General features: G+C 71.7%; 14 protein-coding genes. 10 read left to right on the plus strand and 4 right to left on the minus strand.

The genetic code is table 11. The features are described from left to right. Positions 1–161 precede the first annotated feature (161 nt). Entirely contained in the window at positions 162–350 is a 189-nt protein-coding gene (locus tag ABZV93_RS14420) for a hypothetical protein (protein WP_354935013.1), read from the plus strand. Positions 351–363: 13 nt separating this feature from the next. On the opposite strand, the gene ABZV93_RS14425 is transcribed toward ABZV93_RS14420, so the two are convergent. Then, positions 364–1,263 carry a M56 family metallopeptidase gene (locus ABZV93_RS14425; RefSeq protein ID WP_354935016.1) on the minus strand — a complete coding sequence of 300 codons (900 nt, stop codon included), beginning with the start codon at positions 1,261–1,263 and terminating at the stop codon, positions 364–366. A gap of 2 nt (positions 1,264–1,265) precedes the next feature. After that, on the minus strand, positions 1,266–1,670 hold the full coding sequence (locus tag ABZV93_RS14430) for a BlaI/MecI/CopY family transcriptional regulator (protein ID WP_354935019.1): 405 nt from the start codon (positions 1,668–1,670) through the stop codon (positions 1,266–1,268). A gap of 139 nt (positions 1,671–1,809) precedes the next feature. Here ABZV93_RS14430 and ABZV93_RS14435 point away from each other — a divergent pair, with 139 nt between their 5' ends. From ABZV93_RS14435 to cydC, 5 genes are all read left to right on the plus strand, one after another. Beyond that, positions 1,810–2,931 carry an acyltransferase family protein gene (locus ABZV93_RS14435; RefSeq protein ID WP_354935022.1) on the plus strand — a complete coding sequence of 374 codons (1,122 nt, stop codon included), beginning with the start codon at positions 1,810–1,812 and terminating at the stop codon, positions 2,929–2,931. A gap of 106 nt (positions 2,932–3,037) precedes the next feature. Then, positions 3,038–4,483, plus strand: coding sequence for a cytochrome ubiquinol oxidase subunit I (locus ABZV93_RS14440; protein WP_354935025.1), 1,446 nt, complete (start codon positions 3,038–3,040; stop codon positions 4,481–4,483). A 41-nt stretch (positions 4,484–4,524) separates the two neighbouring features. Next, complete coding sequence (gene cydB / locus ABZV93_RS14445) at positions 4,525–5,511, plus strand: cytochrome d ubiquinol oxidase subunit II (protein WP_354935028.1); 987 nt, start codon at positions 4,525–4,527, stop codon at positions 5,509–5,511. Continuing rightward, complete coding sequence (gene cydD / locus ABZV93_RS14450; RefSeq protein WP_354935029.1) at positions 5,508–7,250, plus strand: thiol reductant ABC exporter subunit CydD; 1,743 nt, start codon at positions 5,508–5,510, stop codon at positions 7,248–7,250. Before cydB ends, cydD begins: the two co-directional genes overlap by 4 nt. 13 nt (positions 7,251–7,263) lie before the next feature. Beyond that, entirely contained in the window at positions 7,264–8,919 is a 1,656-nt protein-coding gene (gene cydC / locus ABZV93_RS14455; protein WP_354935032.1) for a thiol reductant ABC exporter subunit CydC, read from the plus strand. Here the strand turns inward: cydC and ABZV93_RS14460 are convergent. Then, positions 8,906–9,793 (minus strand): dihydrodipicolinate synthase family protein, encoded by an 888-nt coding sequence (locus ABZV93_RS14460; RefSeq protein WP_354935035.1) that lies wholly within the window; start codon positions 9,791–9,793, stop codon positions 8,906–8,908. The genes cydC and ABZV93_RS14460 overlap by 14 nt on opposite strands. 176 nt (positions 9,794–9,969) lie before the next feature. On the opposite strand from ABZV93_RS14460, the gene ABZV93_RS14465 reads away from it, so the two are divergent. From ABZV93_RS14465 to ABZV93_RS14480, 4 genes are all read left to right on the plus strand, one after another. Continuing rightward, positions 9,970–10,935: an LLM class F420-dependent oxidoreductase gene (locus ABZV93_RS14465; RefSeq protein ID WP_354935038.1), complete on the plus strand. Its 966-nt coding sequence runs from the start codon at positions 9,970–9,972 to the stop codon at positions 10,933–10,935. A gap of 173 nt (positions 10,936–11,108) precedes the next feature. After that, positions 11,109–11,678, plus strand: a complete 570-nt coding sequence (locus ABZV93_RS14470) for a methylated-DNA--[protein]-cysteine S-methyltransferase (protein ID WP_354935041.1) — start codon at positions 11,109–11,111, stop codon at positions 11,676–11,678. A 272-nt stretch (positions 11,679–11,950) separates the two neighbouring features. Continuing rightward, on the plus strand, positions 11,951–12,799 hold the full coding sequence (locus tag ABZV93_RS14475; RefSeq protein WP_354935044.1) for a helix-turn-helix domain-containing protein: 849 nt from the start codon (positions 11,951–11,953) through the stop codon (positions 12,797–12,799). A 108-nt stretch (positions 12,800–12,907) separates the two neighbouring features. Next, on the plus strand, positions 12,908–13,915 hold the full coding sequence (locus ABZV93_RS14480; protein ID WP_354935047.1) for an adenylosuccinate synthetase: 1,008 nt from the start codon (positions 12,908–12,910) through the stop codon (positions 13,913–13,915). A gap of 27 nt (positions 13,916–13,942) precedes the next feature. Here the strand turns inward: ABZV93_RS14480 and ABZV93_RS14485 are convergent, their stop codons facing one another. Continuing rightward, positions 13,943–14,674, minus strand: a complete 732-nt coding sequence (locus ABZV93_RS14485) for an alpha/beta hydrolase (RefSeq protein ID WP_354935050.1) — start codon at positions 14,672–14,674, stop codon at positions 13,943–13,945. Positions 14,675–14,765 lie beyond the last annotated feature (91 nt).

Consider the following 14,765-nt stretch of genomic DNA (forward strand, 5'->3'; position numbering starts at 1 on the left):
AGGATCCGCCGCCCGCGAGTGGTGCATGCCGGGCGGATCGGCCGATTCGTCAACCACGTAAGGGATCTCACCCACCCCTGCTGAGGATTCCGTCGTGCCCGAACCGGATTTCGGTCGGGCGGAAGGGTTTTCGTCGGACCGGGGGAGGGGACTCTCACCATGTGATTGCTCTCATCGGCTCGCTGCTGGCGATAACCACGCTGGCGCTGGTAGTCATGGCGCTCGTCGCGGTCTTCGCCCGTACTCCGAGCACACCCACGCCCGAAGAGGACGCCAACCACTACCAGGACGGACATCTCCTCCATCCTGACCGTTCCGGCCTGAACGGACAGTACGAGGACGCCGCCTGACCGAACGCGTGCCTCAGGCCAGGTGTTCGACCAGTCGGGCCAGCCACGGCACGGCCAGGGTGAGCGTCGGCACGACCACCAGCGCGGCCGCCGCGAGGTAGGTGGCGGTGGCGAGGGCCCGGTGGGGCTCGCCGGGCTGGGCCAGCCGGCGCACCCGGGCCAGCGTCCCGGTGCCACCCGCGGCCAGTCCGCCGGCCGGTGCGGCTGGGGTGGACGCCAGCGTCACCAGCGCGCGGGCGACCGGGGGAGCACCAACCCGGCGCCGGGCGGCGTCGTCGGCGAGCATCTCCACCAGCAGGTGTGCGCGGTCGAACGCCGTGCGGCTGCGTACCGACCGCGGAAACGCCTGCCGCAGCGCGGTGAACGCCTCCAGCACCAGGTCGTGGCGAGCTCGCAGGTGCGCGCGTTCGTGCGCGAGCACCGCCTCCAGTTCCTCGGGGGCGAGCTGGTCCAGGGCACCGGAGGACACCACGACGCGCGAGCACCGCACCCCCGGCAGGCAGTACGCGAACGGCGTGGCCTCGGCGAGCACCCGGATGCCGAACTCTTCCCCGAGGCGCTCGCCCGGCGTACCCACCAGGTCGACCACCATCCGGTGGTGGCGGCGCCGGGCCCGGGTGCGGATCGCGACCAGCAGGGTCGCCCACGCCAGCCTGATCGCCACCACCACGGTGAGCAGCGTCACCACAAGCTGCAGGGCGGTCTGTGCGGCGCCCTGGCCGGGGCGCAACAGGACGTCGGTGCCCAGGCTCAGGCCGGCACCGAGAGCGGCGAGGACGGCGGCCAGTGCCAGCGCCTGCCACAGCACCAGCGCGGCACGTGGCACCAGCGAGGGCCACCGGGCGCGGCCGAGGAGTTCGGGCACGGGCCAGGTGAGAAGCAGCGCCAGCGCACCCAGGACGACCGGCGTCATGGTCAGCTCCGGGGGGTCCGTCGGCGGGAGGGCCGGGCGGCGAGTGCGTCCACCTCGGCGAGAGCCTCGCGCAGGGCGGCCGCCTCCTCCGGGGACGCCTGGTCGACGAACCGGACGAGGGCGGCGGCCCGGTTGGCGCCGCTGCCGGCGCCGTCGAGCGCCTCGCGCATCAGGTCGGCGACCAACTGGTCCTTGCCCGCGGCCGCCTGGTAGCGGTAGGCACGGCCGTCGCGGACCCTGAGCACGACACCCTTCTTCGCCAGCCGGTCCAGCACCGTCATCACCGTGGTGTAGGCCAGGTCACGTTCGACCGCGAGCGCCTCGTGGACCTCGCGCACCGTGACCGGCTCGGTGGCCGACCAGACGTGTTCCATGACCTCGCGTTCGAGGTTTCCCAACCGCGCCATGCCCGCGATTCTACGACGCTGTGTCGTACTCGGGAGGTCTTGGCCGGCGCGGGCGCTGTGGTTTCGATCACGCGCGCCGCCGCCGGCGCGGCCGCCGGTTTGGTCGCCGGCCGGGCCGGTAGGTATCGTCCCGCCGGTGGTGACCTCTGCCGCTGAACCCGGAACCCCCTCGCCCGACCCGGTGCGACCGTCCGCCGACGGTGCCGTCACCGGCGGCGCCGCCACGGAGCCCAGGCCCGAGGAGACCACCCGGGCGGCGAAGACGCGCGACCCGTTCTTCGACAACGCGAAGTACATCGCCATCGTGCTGGTGGTGGCCGGTCACGCGATGGAGGCGCTGCGTGACGTGCCGGTGGGGAAGGCGCTCTACCTCTTCCTGTACATGTTCCACATGCCGGTGTTCATCATCGTCTCCGGCTACTTCTCCCGGCGCTTCCCGTACTCGAAGAACAAGGCCCGCAAGCTCATCACCCAGTTGCTGGTGCCGTACGTCCTGTTCCAGATCGTGTACATGGCGATCGGCCGGTTCGTCGGCGGCCACGATGTCAACCCGACCTTGCTCGACCCGTACTTCCTGGTGTGGTTCCTGCTGGCGTTGTTCGCCTGGCGGCTGTCGACGCCTGTCTGGCTGCGGATCCGCTGGCCGCTGGCGGTGGCGGTGCTGATCTCGCTGGCGGCCGGGCTGCAGGAGCTTCCGGGCGTACTGGAAACCGGACGGATCCTCAGCCTGCTGCCGTTCTTCGTGCTGGGGATGATGCTGAAGCCGGAGCACTTCGCATATCTTCGGCGGCGCTGGGTGCGGATCCTGGCCGTTCCGGTGCTGGCCGGCGGCCTGGTGGTCGCGTACTGGGCGCAGACCCGGATGAGCGTGGAGTGGGTGTTCTGGCGGCGCAGCAACGAGTACCTCGGGGTGGACAACCTCACGGGTACGGCCATGCGGGTGGGGATGCTGGTGTGCGCCACGGCCCTGTCCGCGGCCTTCCTCGCGCTCGTGCCCTCGAGGAGGACGTGGTTCACCGCCCTGGGTGCGATCACGCTCTACGTCTACCTTCTGCACGGCGTTCCGGTGAAGGTGGCCGACTACCTCGGGTGGTACGACCACCCCGCCCTGCACACCACTCTCGGCGTCCTGGCCGTCGCGGTGGCCGGGATGCTGCTTGCCGGACTGCTGTCCACGCCGCCCGTGCGGGCGGCGACCAGGTGGGCCGTGGAGCCCAAGCTGGCCTGGGCGTTCCGGTCGCGTCCCCGCGAGCTCGGATAGGGCGCCGCGTTCTCGGACAGGGCACTGCATTCGGCGTCACCGCACACCGGCCCGGTGTGAGCAAGGTTACGACGCTCTGTCGTACTACAAGAAGTAGTATTCAGGCATGGGTGCAGTCGACCTCGCGCGGTGGCAGTTCGGCATCACCACCGTCTACCACTTTCTCTTCGTTCCGCTGTCGATCGGCCTGTCGGCGATCGTGGCCGGTCTGCAGACGGCGTGGTTCGTCACCAGGGCCCGGCGCTACCTGACGTTGACGAAGCTCTTCGGCAAGATCTTCATCGTCAACTTCGCGGTCGGCATCGTGACCGGGCTGATCCAGGAGTTCCAGTTCGGGATGAACTGGAGCGCCTACTCGCGGTTCGTCGGCGACATCTTCGGTGTGCCGCTGGCCATCGAGGGACTGCTCGCCTTCTTCCTGGAGTCGACGTTCCTCGGCCTGTGGGTGTTCGGGTGGGACCGGCTGCCGCGGGTGGTGCACCTCGGTTGCATCTGGCTGGTCGCCATCGGCACCCAGATCTCGGCGTACGTCATCCTGAGTGTGAACGCCTGGATGCAGCATCCCGTCGGCTACCGGATCGACCCGGCGACCGGACGGGCCGAACTCACCGACTTCACCGCCCTGCTGACCAACCCGGTCGCGATCCAGGCCGGGCTGCACACCGCGGCCGCGTGCCTGCTCACCGGCGGCGCGCTCGTGGCGGGCGTGGCGTTCGGGCACCTGGCCCGCCCGCGCACGACCGAGGCCGCCCGGGCGGCGTTTCGTACTGCCGCCAAGGTGGGATCGAGCGTGGTGGCCGCGGCTGCCCTGGGCGTGGTCGTCACCGGCGACTCGATGATGAAGCTGATGACCCAGCTGCAACCGATGAAGGTGGCCGCGGCCGAGGGGCTGTTCGACACCGAGCAGCCCGCGGGCTTCTCGCTGCTGACTCTCGGGACCGCGGACGGGCGTCGTGAGCTGTGGAGCTTCAGGTTTCCCGACCTGCTGTCGTTCCTGGCCACCGGAAGCTTCACCGGCAAGGTGGAGGGCGTCAACCAGCTGCAGCAGAAGGCGGTCGCGGCGTTCGGGCCCGGCGACTACGTGCCGAACGTGCCGGTGACCTACTGGAGCTTCCGGCTGATGATGGGCTTCGGGCTGCTCGCGGCGTTCCTCGCCCTGGTCGGGCTGCTGGTGCTGCGCCGGCCGGGCCTGCTCGCCAACCGCTGGGTTCCCCGGGTCGCGCTGACGGTGCCGTTCCTGCCCCTGCTGGCGAACAGTTTCGGCTGGCTGTTCACCGAGGGCGGCCGTCAACCGTGGCTTGCGTACGGGCTGTTCCAGACCGCGGACGGGGTCTCGCCGGGCACCGCTGCCTGGCAGGTGGCCGTGTCGCTGGCCGTGTTCACCGTCGTGTACGGCGTCCTGGCCGTGGTGGAGCTGGGTCTGTTGCGGCGGGTCGCGCGGCAGGTGCCCGACCTGCCACCGGGCGACGGCGCGGATGCCGCACGTCCCGGACGCGACGCCGGCGACCGGGACGGCGAGGATGCCGACCGCCCGACCACCTTCGCCTACTGACGACCCGCTGACGGTCTGCCGAAAGAACAGGGAGCGTAACGATGGACCTGCCGACGCTGTGGTTCGGTTTGATCGTCTTCTTCTGGACGCTCTACTTCGTCCTGGAGGGCTTCGACTTCGGAGTCGGCGTGCTCGCCCGCCTGCTCGGTCGCGACGACGCCGAGCGGGGCCGGCTGCTGTCCACGATCGCTCCGGTCTGGGACGGCAACGAGGTGTGGCTGGTGGTGGCCGGCGGTGCGATGTTCGCCGCCTTCCCCGGGTGGTACGCCACCCTGACCAGCGTCTACTACCTTCCGCTGGTGGCGATCCTCGTCGCGCTGATCCTGCGTGGCATCGCGCTGGAGTTCCGCGGCAAGCACGACGACGACCGCTGGCGCCGCCGGTGCGACCTGGGCGTCGCGGTCGGCTCGGCCGTCCCGCCGTTGGCGTGGGGCGCCGCGCTGGCCGGCGCGGCGCGTGGCCTCCCTCTGGACGGGCGCGGTGTGCTCGTCGATGGCCTCGGCGCGCTGCTGCATCCGTACGCCCTGCTGGGTGGGTGCGCGCTGCTCGCCCTGTGCCTGCTGCACGGTGCGGCGTTCCTGCGGCTACGTACGACCGGCGAACTGCGCGCCCGCGCGAGCCGGGCGCTCGCCGCGACAAGTCTTCCGGCCGTCCTGCTCGGCGGCGGCTTCTGGCTGTGGACCGCGCTGCGGGCCGGTCCTGCCGGCGGGCTGTCCGGGTGGGTCGACCTGGTGGGTGCGGTGGCTACCCTGGGCGTGGTCGCCGGAGTGGTGCTGCGCCACGACGGCTGGGCGTTCGCCGGCACGACGGCAGCGGTCGGTGCGACCGTGGTGGCGATCTTCTGCTCGGTGTTCCCGACGCTGATGCCGTCCACGCTCGGCCGGGCGCACGACCTGACGGTGCTGACCGAGGCTTCACCGGCGTACGGGCTGCGCATCCTCACCATCGCCGGGCTGGTGACCCTGCCGGCCGTGCTCGCCTACCAGGGCTGGTCGTACTGGGTCTTCCGCAAGCGGGTGGCCGGATGAGCGCGTCGTCGACGGTGCGTCCGCTGGACCCGAGACTGCTGCGGTACGCCCGGGCCAGCGCGGTGTACGTCGGGCTGACCGCGGGAATCGGCGCGGTGACCGCCGGCCTGGTGATCCTCCAGGCCACCGTGCTGGCCGACGTGATCAGCGGGGTGTTCGGTGGCGTGGAGACGGAGTACGAGTGGGCCCTTGCCCTGCTGGGACTGGTGATCGCGGCCCGGGCCGGACTTGCCTGGGCGCAGGAGGTGGCCGCCCAGCGCTCCTCGGCCGCCGTCAAGGCGACCTTGCGCCGGCGGATCACCGAGCACGTCGCCGAGCTCGGACCATCCTGGCTGGGCACCGAACGCCGGGCCGCACTGACCACGCTGGTGACCTCCGGACTGGACGCCCTCGACGGCTACTTCGCGCGCTACCTGCCGCAAGTCGTGCTTGCCACCATCGTCCCGGCCGCAGTCGTGGTGTGCCTGTTCACCGCCGACCCGCTGTCCGCGGTGATCGTGGCGCTCACGCTGCCGTTGATCCCGGTCTTCATGGTCCTGGTGGGGCTTGCCACCAGGGCGCGGACCAGGCGACGGTGGCGGGCCCTCGCCGTACTGGCGCACCACTTCGCCGACGTCGTCGCGGGCCTGCCGACCCTGAAACTGTTCGGCCGGGCGAAGGCACAGGCCCGGGCCCTGCGCGAGGTGTCGGACGAGCACCGGCGGGAGTCGCTGGCTACTTTGCGGATCGCGTTCCTGTCCGCGCTCGTCCTCGAACTGCTGGCCACCCTGTCGGTGGCGCTGGTCGCGGTCGGGATCGGGCTTCGGCTGGTGGAGGGTGAGCTGGACCTGCGGACCGCGGTGCTCGTCCTGGTGCTGGCACCGGAGGCGTACCTCCCGTTGCGGATGGTGGGTACGCACTTCCACGCCAGCGCCGACGGGCTCGCCGCTGCGGAGGAGGCGTTCCGGGTGCTGGAGACGCCACTGCCCGACCGCGGCGACTCCCGGGTCGACCCGGGCAAGGTCGCCTTGACGGTGCGAGACCTGGAGATCCGCTACCCCGACCGCGACGCGCCGGCCCTTGCCAGGTTGACGATGACGGTGCTGCCGGGGGAGACGGTGGTGGTCACCGGGCCGAGCGGCGCGGGCAAGTCCACCTTGCTGGCCGGGCTGCTCGGCTTCGTGTTCCCGGCGTCCGGGCAGGTGCTCGCCGCTGGCCGGGACCTGGCCCGCGTCGACCCGGTCGCCTGGCGGGCCGGCGTCGCCTGGGTACCCCAACGCCCTTACCTGCTGGCCGGCACGATCGCCGGCAACGTCCGGATCGGCGACCCCGACGCCGACCGGGCACAGGTCGCCGCCGCCCTGGCCCGTGCCGGTGCCGGCGACCTGGACCCCGACCGCCCGGTGGGGGAACGCGGCGCCGGCCTGTCCGCCGGGCAGATCCGCCGGGTCGCACTCGCCCGTGCGCTGGCCCGGGTGGAGCGCCGGCTGGCGTCCGGCCACGGCTGCCTGCTGTTGCTGGACGAACCCACCGCGGGGCTCGACCCCGGAACCGAGGAGCGGGTGCGAGCCGAACTCGCCCGGCTGCGGACGTACGGCGTCACCACGGTCGTGGTCACGCACCGTCCGGCGCTCCTCCCACTGGCCGACCGGGTCGTGGAGGTACCTCTGCGACCGACCCCCACCTCCCGGCCCGGTCGCCCCGCCGGTCGCCCCGCCGGTCGCCCCGCCGGTCGCCCCTCCACCGGAGTGCTCGCATGACCAGGACACTCGCATGACCAGGACGACCGGCAGGACGTGGGTGCGGCTCCTCCTCGCCGCAGCCGCGGGTGACGCGGCGGCGGCCAGCGGCGTCGCCCTGCTGGCCACGTCGGCATGGCTGATCTCCCGGGCCGCCCAGCATCCGCCGGTGCTGGTGCTGATGGTCGCGATCGTGGCCGTGCGCGCGTTCGGGCTCGGTCGCGGGGTGCTCCGCTACGTCGAACGACTGCTCGCGCACGACTCGGCGTACCGGCTGCTGGGCGACGTCCGGGCCGACGCCTACCGCCGGCTGGAACGCCTGGCACCCGGCGGGCTGGCGGCGTTCCGTTCCGGTGACCTGCTGGCCCGCCTGGTCGCCGACGTGGACGCGGTGCTGGACGTGATCCTGCGGGTGGCACTGCCGGCGACGGCGGCCGGGGTCACCGGGGCCGCGACGGCGGTGTTCCTCGGGCTGGTCCTTCCGGCCGCCGGGGTGGCGACCGCGGTGGCGGTGGGACTGGCGCTGGTCGGCGTGCCGTGGCTGGTGGCCCGCTCCGGCCGCGCGGCCGAGCGTGCGGTCGCCCCCGAGCGCGGCCGGCTGGCCGCCGCCACCTCCGAACTCCTCGACGGTGCACCGGATCTGCTGGCCTACGGTGCGACCGGCCAGGTGCTGGACGACGTGCGTGCCAGCAGCGACCGGCTTCGGCGGGCCGAACGCCGGTCGGCCTGGAGCGCCGGGTTCGGCTCCGCCGGGCTGGTACTGGCGGTCGGTGCAGCCTGCTGGGTGGGCCTGGCGGCGGGCGTGCCCGCGATGGCCGGGGGGCGGCTGGACCCGGTGCTGCTGGCCGTGGTGGCGCTGGTCCCACTGGCACTGGCCGACGTGTTCGCCCCCATCCCGGCGGCGGCACTCGGCGCCGCGCGTGCCCGGCCGGCGCTCGCCCGGTTGACCCAACTGCGGTCCGCGCCGGAGCCGGTCGCCGAGCCCGACCGGCCGCTGCCCCTCCCGCCGGGCCCGCATCACCTGCGGGTGAACGGCCTCGCGGTGCGCTGGTCGCCGGACGCGCCATGGGTGTTCACCGGTGTCAACCTGGACCTGCCTCCCGGCCGGCGGATCGCCGTGGTCGGGCCGAGCGGATGCGGCAAGAGCACGCTCGCGCAGGCGCTGGTGCGGTTCGTCGAGCCGGGCGGGGGCGAGATCCGCCTGGACGGTGTGGACGTACGCCGGTTCGCCACCGACGACGTGCGCACCGTGGTCAGTCTGTGCGCCCAGGACGCGCACATCTTCGACACCACCCTCGCCGAGAACGTCCGGCTGGCCAGGCCCGGTGCCGACGACACCGACGTACGCGACGCGCTGCGGCGGGCGCGCCTGCTGGACCGGCTGGAATCGTTCCCAGCCGGCATCCACACCCGGGTCGGCGAACACGGCGAACGCCTGTCCGGCGGCGAACGCCAACGGCTGGCGCTGGCCCGGTGCCTGCTGGCCGGTACGCCGGTGGTGGTGTTCGACGAGCCCACCGAGCACCTCGCCGAGCCGGACGCCACCGCGCTCACCCGCGACCTGCTCGCCGCCGCGGGCGAGCGCACGGTGGTCCTGGTCACCCACCGCGCGGTGCCCTTCGACCTGGTGGACGAGGTGCTGGAGCTGGCACCCGCGCTGGATCCGGGACCTGTCCTCAGCGTTCGGTGAGCCGCCGGATGTGGTCGTACTCCTGCGCGGACGGCGGGTCGACGCCGACCCGCACCGGGCCGGCCGGCAGCCCCAGCAGGTCCATCGCGGCCTTCAGGCTCGCCACTCCGCCTGACAGCGCGTGCACCACCGTGTCAACCTCGGCTTGCGCGCGCTTCTCGGTCTCCTCGTCACCGGCCCGCACCGCGGCCGCCAGCTCCAGGAACGGCGCCGGGAACGCCGCGGAGACACCGGAGACGACGCCCGTACCACCGATGCGATGGATGCGGGCCAGGTCGATGTCCGCACCGGAGTAGACCGCGAAACCCGCGGGCACCGCCGCGCGGTACGCGGCCACCACGTCGACCGGCTGACCGCTGACCTTCACTCCGGCCAGACCTGGGATCGTTGCCAGTTCGGCCAGGAGAGCGAGGTCCACCCGTGTGTGGGTGAGGCTTTCGAAGAGGTAGGCGTACACCGGCACGCCACCGGCCGCGTCGGCGACGGAGCGGAAGTGGTCGAGCACCACCTGTCTGCTCGCCGGATGGTAGTAGGGCGTGAGCGCGGCGAGCCTGCGCGCGCCGAGCCGGACCGCGGCCCGGGTGAGAGCCACGGCCTGGTACGTCGTCGCCGCCCCGACGTGGGCGTAGACGTCGTCGGCGTTCGGCCAGACCTCCAGCGCGGCCTCCACGACGGCAAGGCGTTCGGCGTCGGACAACGCGACGAACTCGCCGTTCGTACCGGCGACCAGCACGCCGTTCACGCCGGCGGCCGCGACGCGAGTGAGCAGGGTGCGGACCCCCGCGAGGTCGAGCGACAGGTCCGCGCCGAACGGCGTCGGCGCCGCGGTGATCACCCGAAGGCCGGGCAGCGAGTCGGGCAGCGAGTCGGGCATGGCGTGTCCGTTCCGTCGTCGTCGGGTCATCGTGCGCAGTCGAGTCCGTGGCCTCGCGTCCGATACCGGTCGCGCTCCGCCGCGAGGCCACCCTCACGTCACCGACCGTTCGTCGGCTGTCGGTAAGGTCCGAACCGAGGTGTCCGGTAAGCGGACACGACGAAGGGACAGTACGCATGACGATGCGTTTCGGTGTGTTTGTACCCCAAGGCTGGCGGATGGACCTGACCGAGATCGCCGATCCGGTCGAACAGTACGAAGCCATGACCGCCGTCGCCAAGACCGCCGACGCGGGACCATGGGACTCGATCTGGGTCTACGACCACTTCCACACGGTGCCAGAGCCCACGCAGAACACCACGTTCGAGTGCTGGACCATCACCTCGACGCTGGTGCGCGACACCCAGCGGGTCAACGTGGGCCAGATGGTCGGCTGCAACGGCTACCGTCATCCGGCGCTGTACGCCAAGATCGCGTCCACGGTCGACGTCGCGAGCCACGGCCGCCTCTACGCCGGTATCGGCGCCGGGTGGTACGAGCACGAGTGGAAGGCCTACGGCTACGAGTGGCCGGAGCTGCGCGACCGGATGGGTGCGTTCCGCGAGGCCACCGAGCTCATCTACAAGATGTGGACCGAGGACGCGCCGGTCTTCAACGGCAAGTACTACTCCATCGACAAGCCGTACAACGAGCCGAAGGGCGCACGCAAGCCGCACCCGTCGTTCTGGATCGGCGGCGGTGGCGAGAAGGTCACGCTGAAGCTGGTGGCAAAGTACGGCGACGCGGCCAACATCGGTGGCGGTGACCCGGAGGCGTTCAAGCACAAGGCGTCGGTGCTCAGGGCGCACTGTGACAAGCTGGGCCGCGACTACGACTCGATCATCAAGTCGACCAGTCTGAACGTGTTCCCGATCGAGGCCGGCGCCGACCCGGAGAAGGCGACCGCCAAGGCCCGTGGCCGGCAGAGCTACGAGCAGTTCGCCAACGCCAACGTCGTGGGCACCGCCGACGAGATCGCGGCGAAGGTGGAGGCGCTGGTCGAGGCCGGCTCCGACTACCTCATCACCTACATCCCCGGCGTGGCCTACGACCACGAGCCGATGCAGCGGTTCGCCTCAGAGGTCATCCCGCGCTTCAGCTGAGTCGGTCCGCGGCGATCCGTCGCGATCCGCCGTGACCGTTCGAACGGGCCCGCTTCCTCCGTCGTGGAGGGAGCGGGCCCGTTCGGCCTTGCCGCGTTGACGGTGTACGCGAGCCTCAGCACGATGTCGGATTCCCGCCAGGATCGGTTCCGGCGACAGGTTAGGTTGACGGCATGCGTACTTCCACCACCGCCACGGCAACGACGACGAGAGCGGCGATCTCCGCGGCGACGGCCCGTCCCGCGGCACCGGGGGCCGACCGGCGTACCCACACCGTCGTCGACAGCCCTGTCGGCCCGCTCACGCTGGTCGCCACCGACGGCGTGCTCGCCGGCCTCTACATGACCGGCCAGCGCCATCGGCCCGGCCAGGAGACGTTCGGTGTCCCGGACCCGGACGGGTTCGAGGAGGTCACCGCGCAACTGGAGGCGTACTTCGCCGGCCGGCTCCGGGAGTTCGACCTTCCGCTCGCGCCGGTGGGAACGGCGTTCCAGCAGCAGGTGTGGGCGGCGCTGCGGTCCATCCCGTACGGCGAGACCCGTGGCTACGGCGAACTCGCCCGCGAGATCGGCCGGCCGGCGGCGTCGAGGGCGGTCGGGCTGGCCAACGGCCGCAACCCGATCGGAATCATCGTGCCCTGCCACCGGGTGGTGGGGTCGACCGGCAGCCTCACCGGGTACGGCGGCGGGCTGGAGCGCAAGCAGTTCCTGCTGGACCTCGAACGCCGGGTGCGCGCCGCCTGAGCCGCGAACCGGACGCCGCGGGTCAGTAGGCCGGGCGCCGGCGGCTCATCCTCCGGTCACGATCAGCAGAACGCCGGACACGACGAGGCCCGCTTCGACCACGGTGACGAAGGCCGAGGCGGGAAACAGGCCGGTGAACCCCCCGGTCATCCAGCCGTGCTGCCGCCGGCCGCAGTCGCCTCCACGCCACCATCACCAGGAGAAAGCCGCCGCGCCGGCGCCGCGAAGTAGTAGTTGCGATCACTACTACGTCTCCTCTAGGCTCGCGTCACGTGATCGACGAACTGATGCGGGTGGGGTTCTCCTCCCAGGAGGCCCGGGTCTACGTCGCGGCGCTGCGGCAGCCGTCGGCGACCGGCTACGAGCTCGCCAAACTCGCCGGGCTGCAGCGCGCGAACGTCTACCAGGTGCTCGCCTCGCTGACCGAACGCGGCGTGGTGGAGCAGGTCGGCGACGGGCCCGCCCGCTTCCTCGCCCAGCCACCGGCTCAGGTGCTGGGGCGGATCAAGCACGAGACCGCCCGGCGGTGCGACGCGCTGGTCGCCGATCTGGCCGCACTGTCCGGGCCGGCGCAGCCCACCGCGTTCTGGAGCCTGAAGGGCCGGGAGTCGGTGATCGAGCGCGCCGGCGCCCTCGTCGCCGATGCCCGGGACCGGGTGGCGGTTTGCCTGTGGGCAGACGACCTGGACTGGCTGGGCGAGCCGCTGCGCGCGGCCGCTCGATCCGGATGTCACGTCGTCGTGAACGTCTTCGGTGACGTGCCGGTCGACTTCGGCGAGGTCTATCGCCACGAGCCGCCCGCGAAGACCGTCGGCGGTCACCTGCTCACCCTTGCCGTGGACTCCACCACGGCCCTCATCGCGTCCCTGGACGAGCCCGCAGCGGCGGTGCACACCGAGCATCCCGCGTTGCTGCGGGTGGTGGAGAAACTCATCCGGGACGAGGCCTACCTCGCCGCCATCTACGACCAGCTCCGGCCGCAACTGGAGGAGACGTTCGGTCCGCACCTGGTCGACCTGAGGTCCAAGCTGCTCCCGGCCGAGCAGGCCAGTGCGCTGCTGTCGGTGGTCGGGTTCGGCGCGGACGCGCCGGTGGTGGAGGAGCTGCTCCCGTCGGAGTAGTGCGGGACCGCCTGATCGAGGCGGTGGGACATCAGTTCCTGCACGGCGCGCAGAAGCCTGCCGTGCAGGGAATCCGTGTGCTCGAACGTCTGTAAAGGATGGGTTGACATGGGTGCGGTCGTCATCGTGGACGCGTTGTGGGGAGACTCCGGCAAGGGCAAGGTGTGCGCGCACCTCGCCGTTCGTGACAAGGCGCCGTTGGCAGTACGCGCGGGTGTCGGCACCAACGCCGGCGCGAGCGTGACCCTGGACGACGGCACGCTCGTTCGTGCCCGGCAGCTTCCGACCGGGTGGATCAACCCGGGCACGACCGTGGCCGTGGGGTCCGGCGTTCTCGTCGACCCGGCCGTGCTGGCGGAGGAGGTGGCGAGGTTCGGCCTCACCGGACGGGCACTCGTCGACGGGCGCTGCGCGCTCATCGAACCCGAGCACGTCGAGGCCGAACGCGCGGACGCGCACCTGGCAACGACGGTCGGCTCGACCCTCACCGGCAACGGCGCCGCCCGAGCCGACTTCGTACTCCGCCGGGCCCGCCAGGCGCGCGACGAGCCGGCTCTCGCGCCGTACCTCACCGACGTCGCCCGGCACGTCAACGATGTGGCCCGCGACGGCCTGGTCCTGGTGGAGGGGTCGCAGGGAACCATGCTGTCGTTGGGATTCAGCGACGAGTACCCCTACACCACCTCCGGCAACTGCACGGCCGCCGCGGCGATGGACGACGTGGGCCTGAACTGGCGGCTGGTGCAGGACGTGCTGATGGTGGTCAAGGCGTTGCCGACCAGGGTCGGTGAGGGACCCCTGCCGTACGAACTGCCGGAGGAGGAGGTGCTCCGGCGCGGCATCGCGGAGTACGGCGTGGTCACCGGACGGCCCCGGCGCAAGGCGGGCCGGCTGGACCGGGAGCTCCTGAGCTACGCCGCGATGCTCAACGGGCCCACGCAGATCGCGTTGACGTTCTGCGACCACGTGGACCCAGCGATGCGCGGCGCCCGGGACGCCGCGGCGATCACCGCACCGGTCCGGGCGCTGATCGATGAGGTCGAACACGACACCGGCGCACCGGTCGTGTTGCTGGACACCGGCCCCGGCCTCAGCGACATGATCGACCTCCGCTGAGCCTGCGGGCAACGGCGACGGCTCTTGTCATGTCAATCCGAGCTTGACGAGATAGTCGCGGAGGACGGCGCCGAGTTCGTCCGGATGGGTGTACCACAGGTCGTGAGGCGCCCCGGACACGATCCGAAGCTGGGCGTCCGGCAACGCGGCGACGAGCTGTTCCACGGGCCACACCGGTCGTACGTCCGTTTCTCCATGCACAGCACGGAAGGGGACCCGGAGGTTCGCGACGTCGCGCCACAGGCCACAGCGGCGCACGTACCGCTTGTAGTCGGCGTTGGCGACGGCGTTGCACTCCGGGTTCCAGGTGTAGGTGCCTTGCGGGACCTCCCGATCCGCGCCGGTGTCACGACCGGCGTCGTAGGCCGCATGCCAGGACCGGTCGTTCTGCAGGCCGGCGCCTGCGATGTAGAGAACGGCGGTGGTCCGTTCGGGATGTGCCAGCGCGTACGCCAGCGCCAGAAAGGCGCCATGGGAGTGGCCTCCGACGATCCAGCGCTCGATCCCGAGCAGGTGCCGCAGGGCTTCCAGATCGCCCAGTGTCGTGGACAGCTCGTAGTTGCCGTCGTGCGTGGACCGGCCGCAGCCGCGCGGCTCGACCCGGTAGGTGGTGACCAGTGCGTCGACCTGTCGCGCGACCGGTGCGAGGTAGTCGCCGCAGCCTCCACCACCGGGTAACAGCAGCAGTGCAGGTCCCGAACCCGTCTTGCTCAGCCCGAACTCGATGTCGCCGACCCGTAGTGTCCCGTCCTCGACCATGGTGGCGAGGCTAGTCAATCCGGTCAGCCTCCGGTAGCTGCCAATGTCTCGACTGGAGAGCCCACCCACGCCGCGACGGCGCTTCACCGCC

This window comes from Actinopolymorpha sp. NPDC004070 (assembly GCF_040610475.1).
Lineage (GTDB): Bacteria > Actinomycetota > Actinomycetes > Propionibacteriales > Actinopolymorphaceae > Actinopolymorpha.

Coding starts and splice junctions, on each gene's coding strand:
- ABZV93_RS14485 (WP_354935050.1), bottom strand. CDS start 14,674: ATGGTCGAGGACGGGACACTACGGGTCGGCGACATCGAGTTCGGGCTG.
- ABZV93_RS14440 (WP_354935025.1), top strand. CDS start 3,038: ATGGGTGCAGTCGACCTCGCGCGGTGGCAGTTCGGCATCACCACCGTC.
- ABZV93_RS14430 (WP_354935019.1), bottom strand. CDS start 1,670: ATGGCGCGGTTGGGAAACCTCGAACGCGAGGTCATGGAACACGTCTGG.
- ABZV93_RS14460 (WP_354935035.1), bottom strand. CDS start 9,793: ATGCCCGACTCGCTGCCCGACTCGCTGCCCGGCCTTCGGGTGATCACC.
- ABZV93_RS14470 (WP_354935041.1), top strand. CDS start 11,109: ATGCGTACTTCCACCACCGCCACGGCAACGACGACGAGAGCGGCGATC.
- ABZV93_RS14480 (WP_354935047.1), top strand. CDS start 12,908: ATGGGTGCGGTCGTCATCGTGGACGCGTTGTGGGGAGACTCCGGCAAG.
- cydB (WP_354935028.1), top strand. CDS start 4,525: ATGGACCTGCCGACGCTGTGGTTCGGTTTGATCGTCTTCTTCTGGACG.
- ABZV93_RS14465 (WP_354935038.1), top strand. CDS start 9,970: ATGACGATGCGTTTCGGTGTGTTTGTACCCCAAGGCTGGCGGATGGAC.
- cydC (WP_354935032.1), top strand. CDS start 7,264: ATGACCAGGACGACCGGCAGGACGTGGGTGCGGCTCCTCCTCGCCGCA.
- cydD (WP_354935029.1), top strand. CDS start 5,508: ATGAGCGCGTCGTCGACGGTGCGTCCGCTGGACCCGAGACTGCTGCGG.
- ABZV93_RS14425 (WP_354935016.1), bottom strand. CDS start 1,263: ATGACGCCGGTCGTCCTGGGTGCGCTGGCGCTGCTTCTCACCTGGCCC.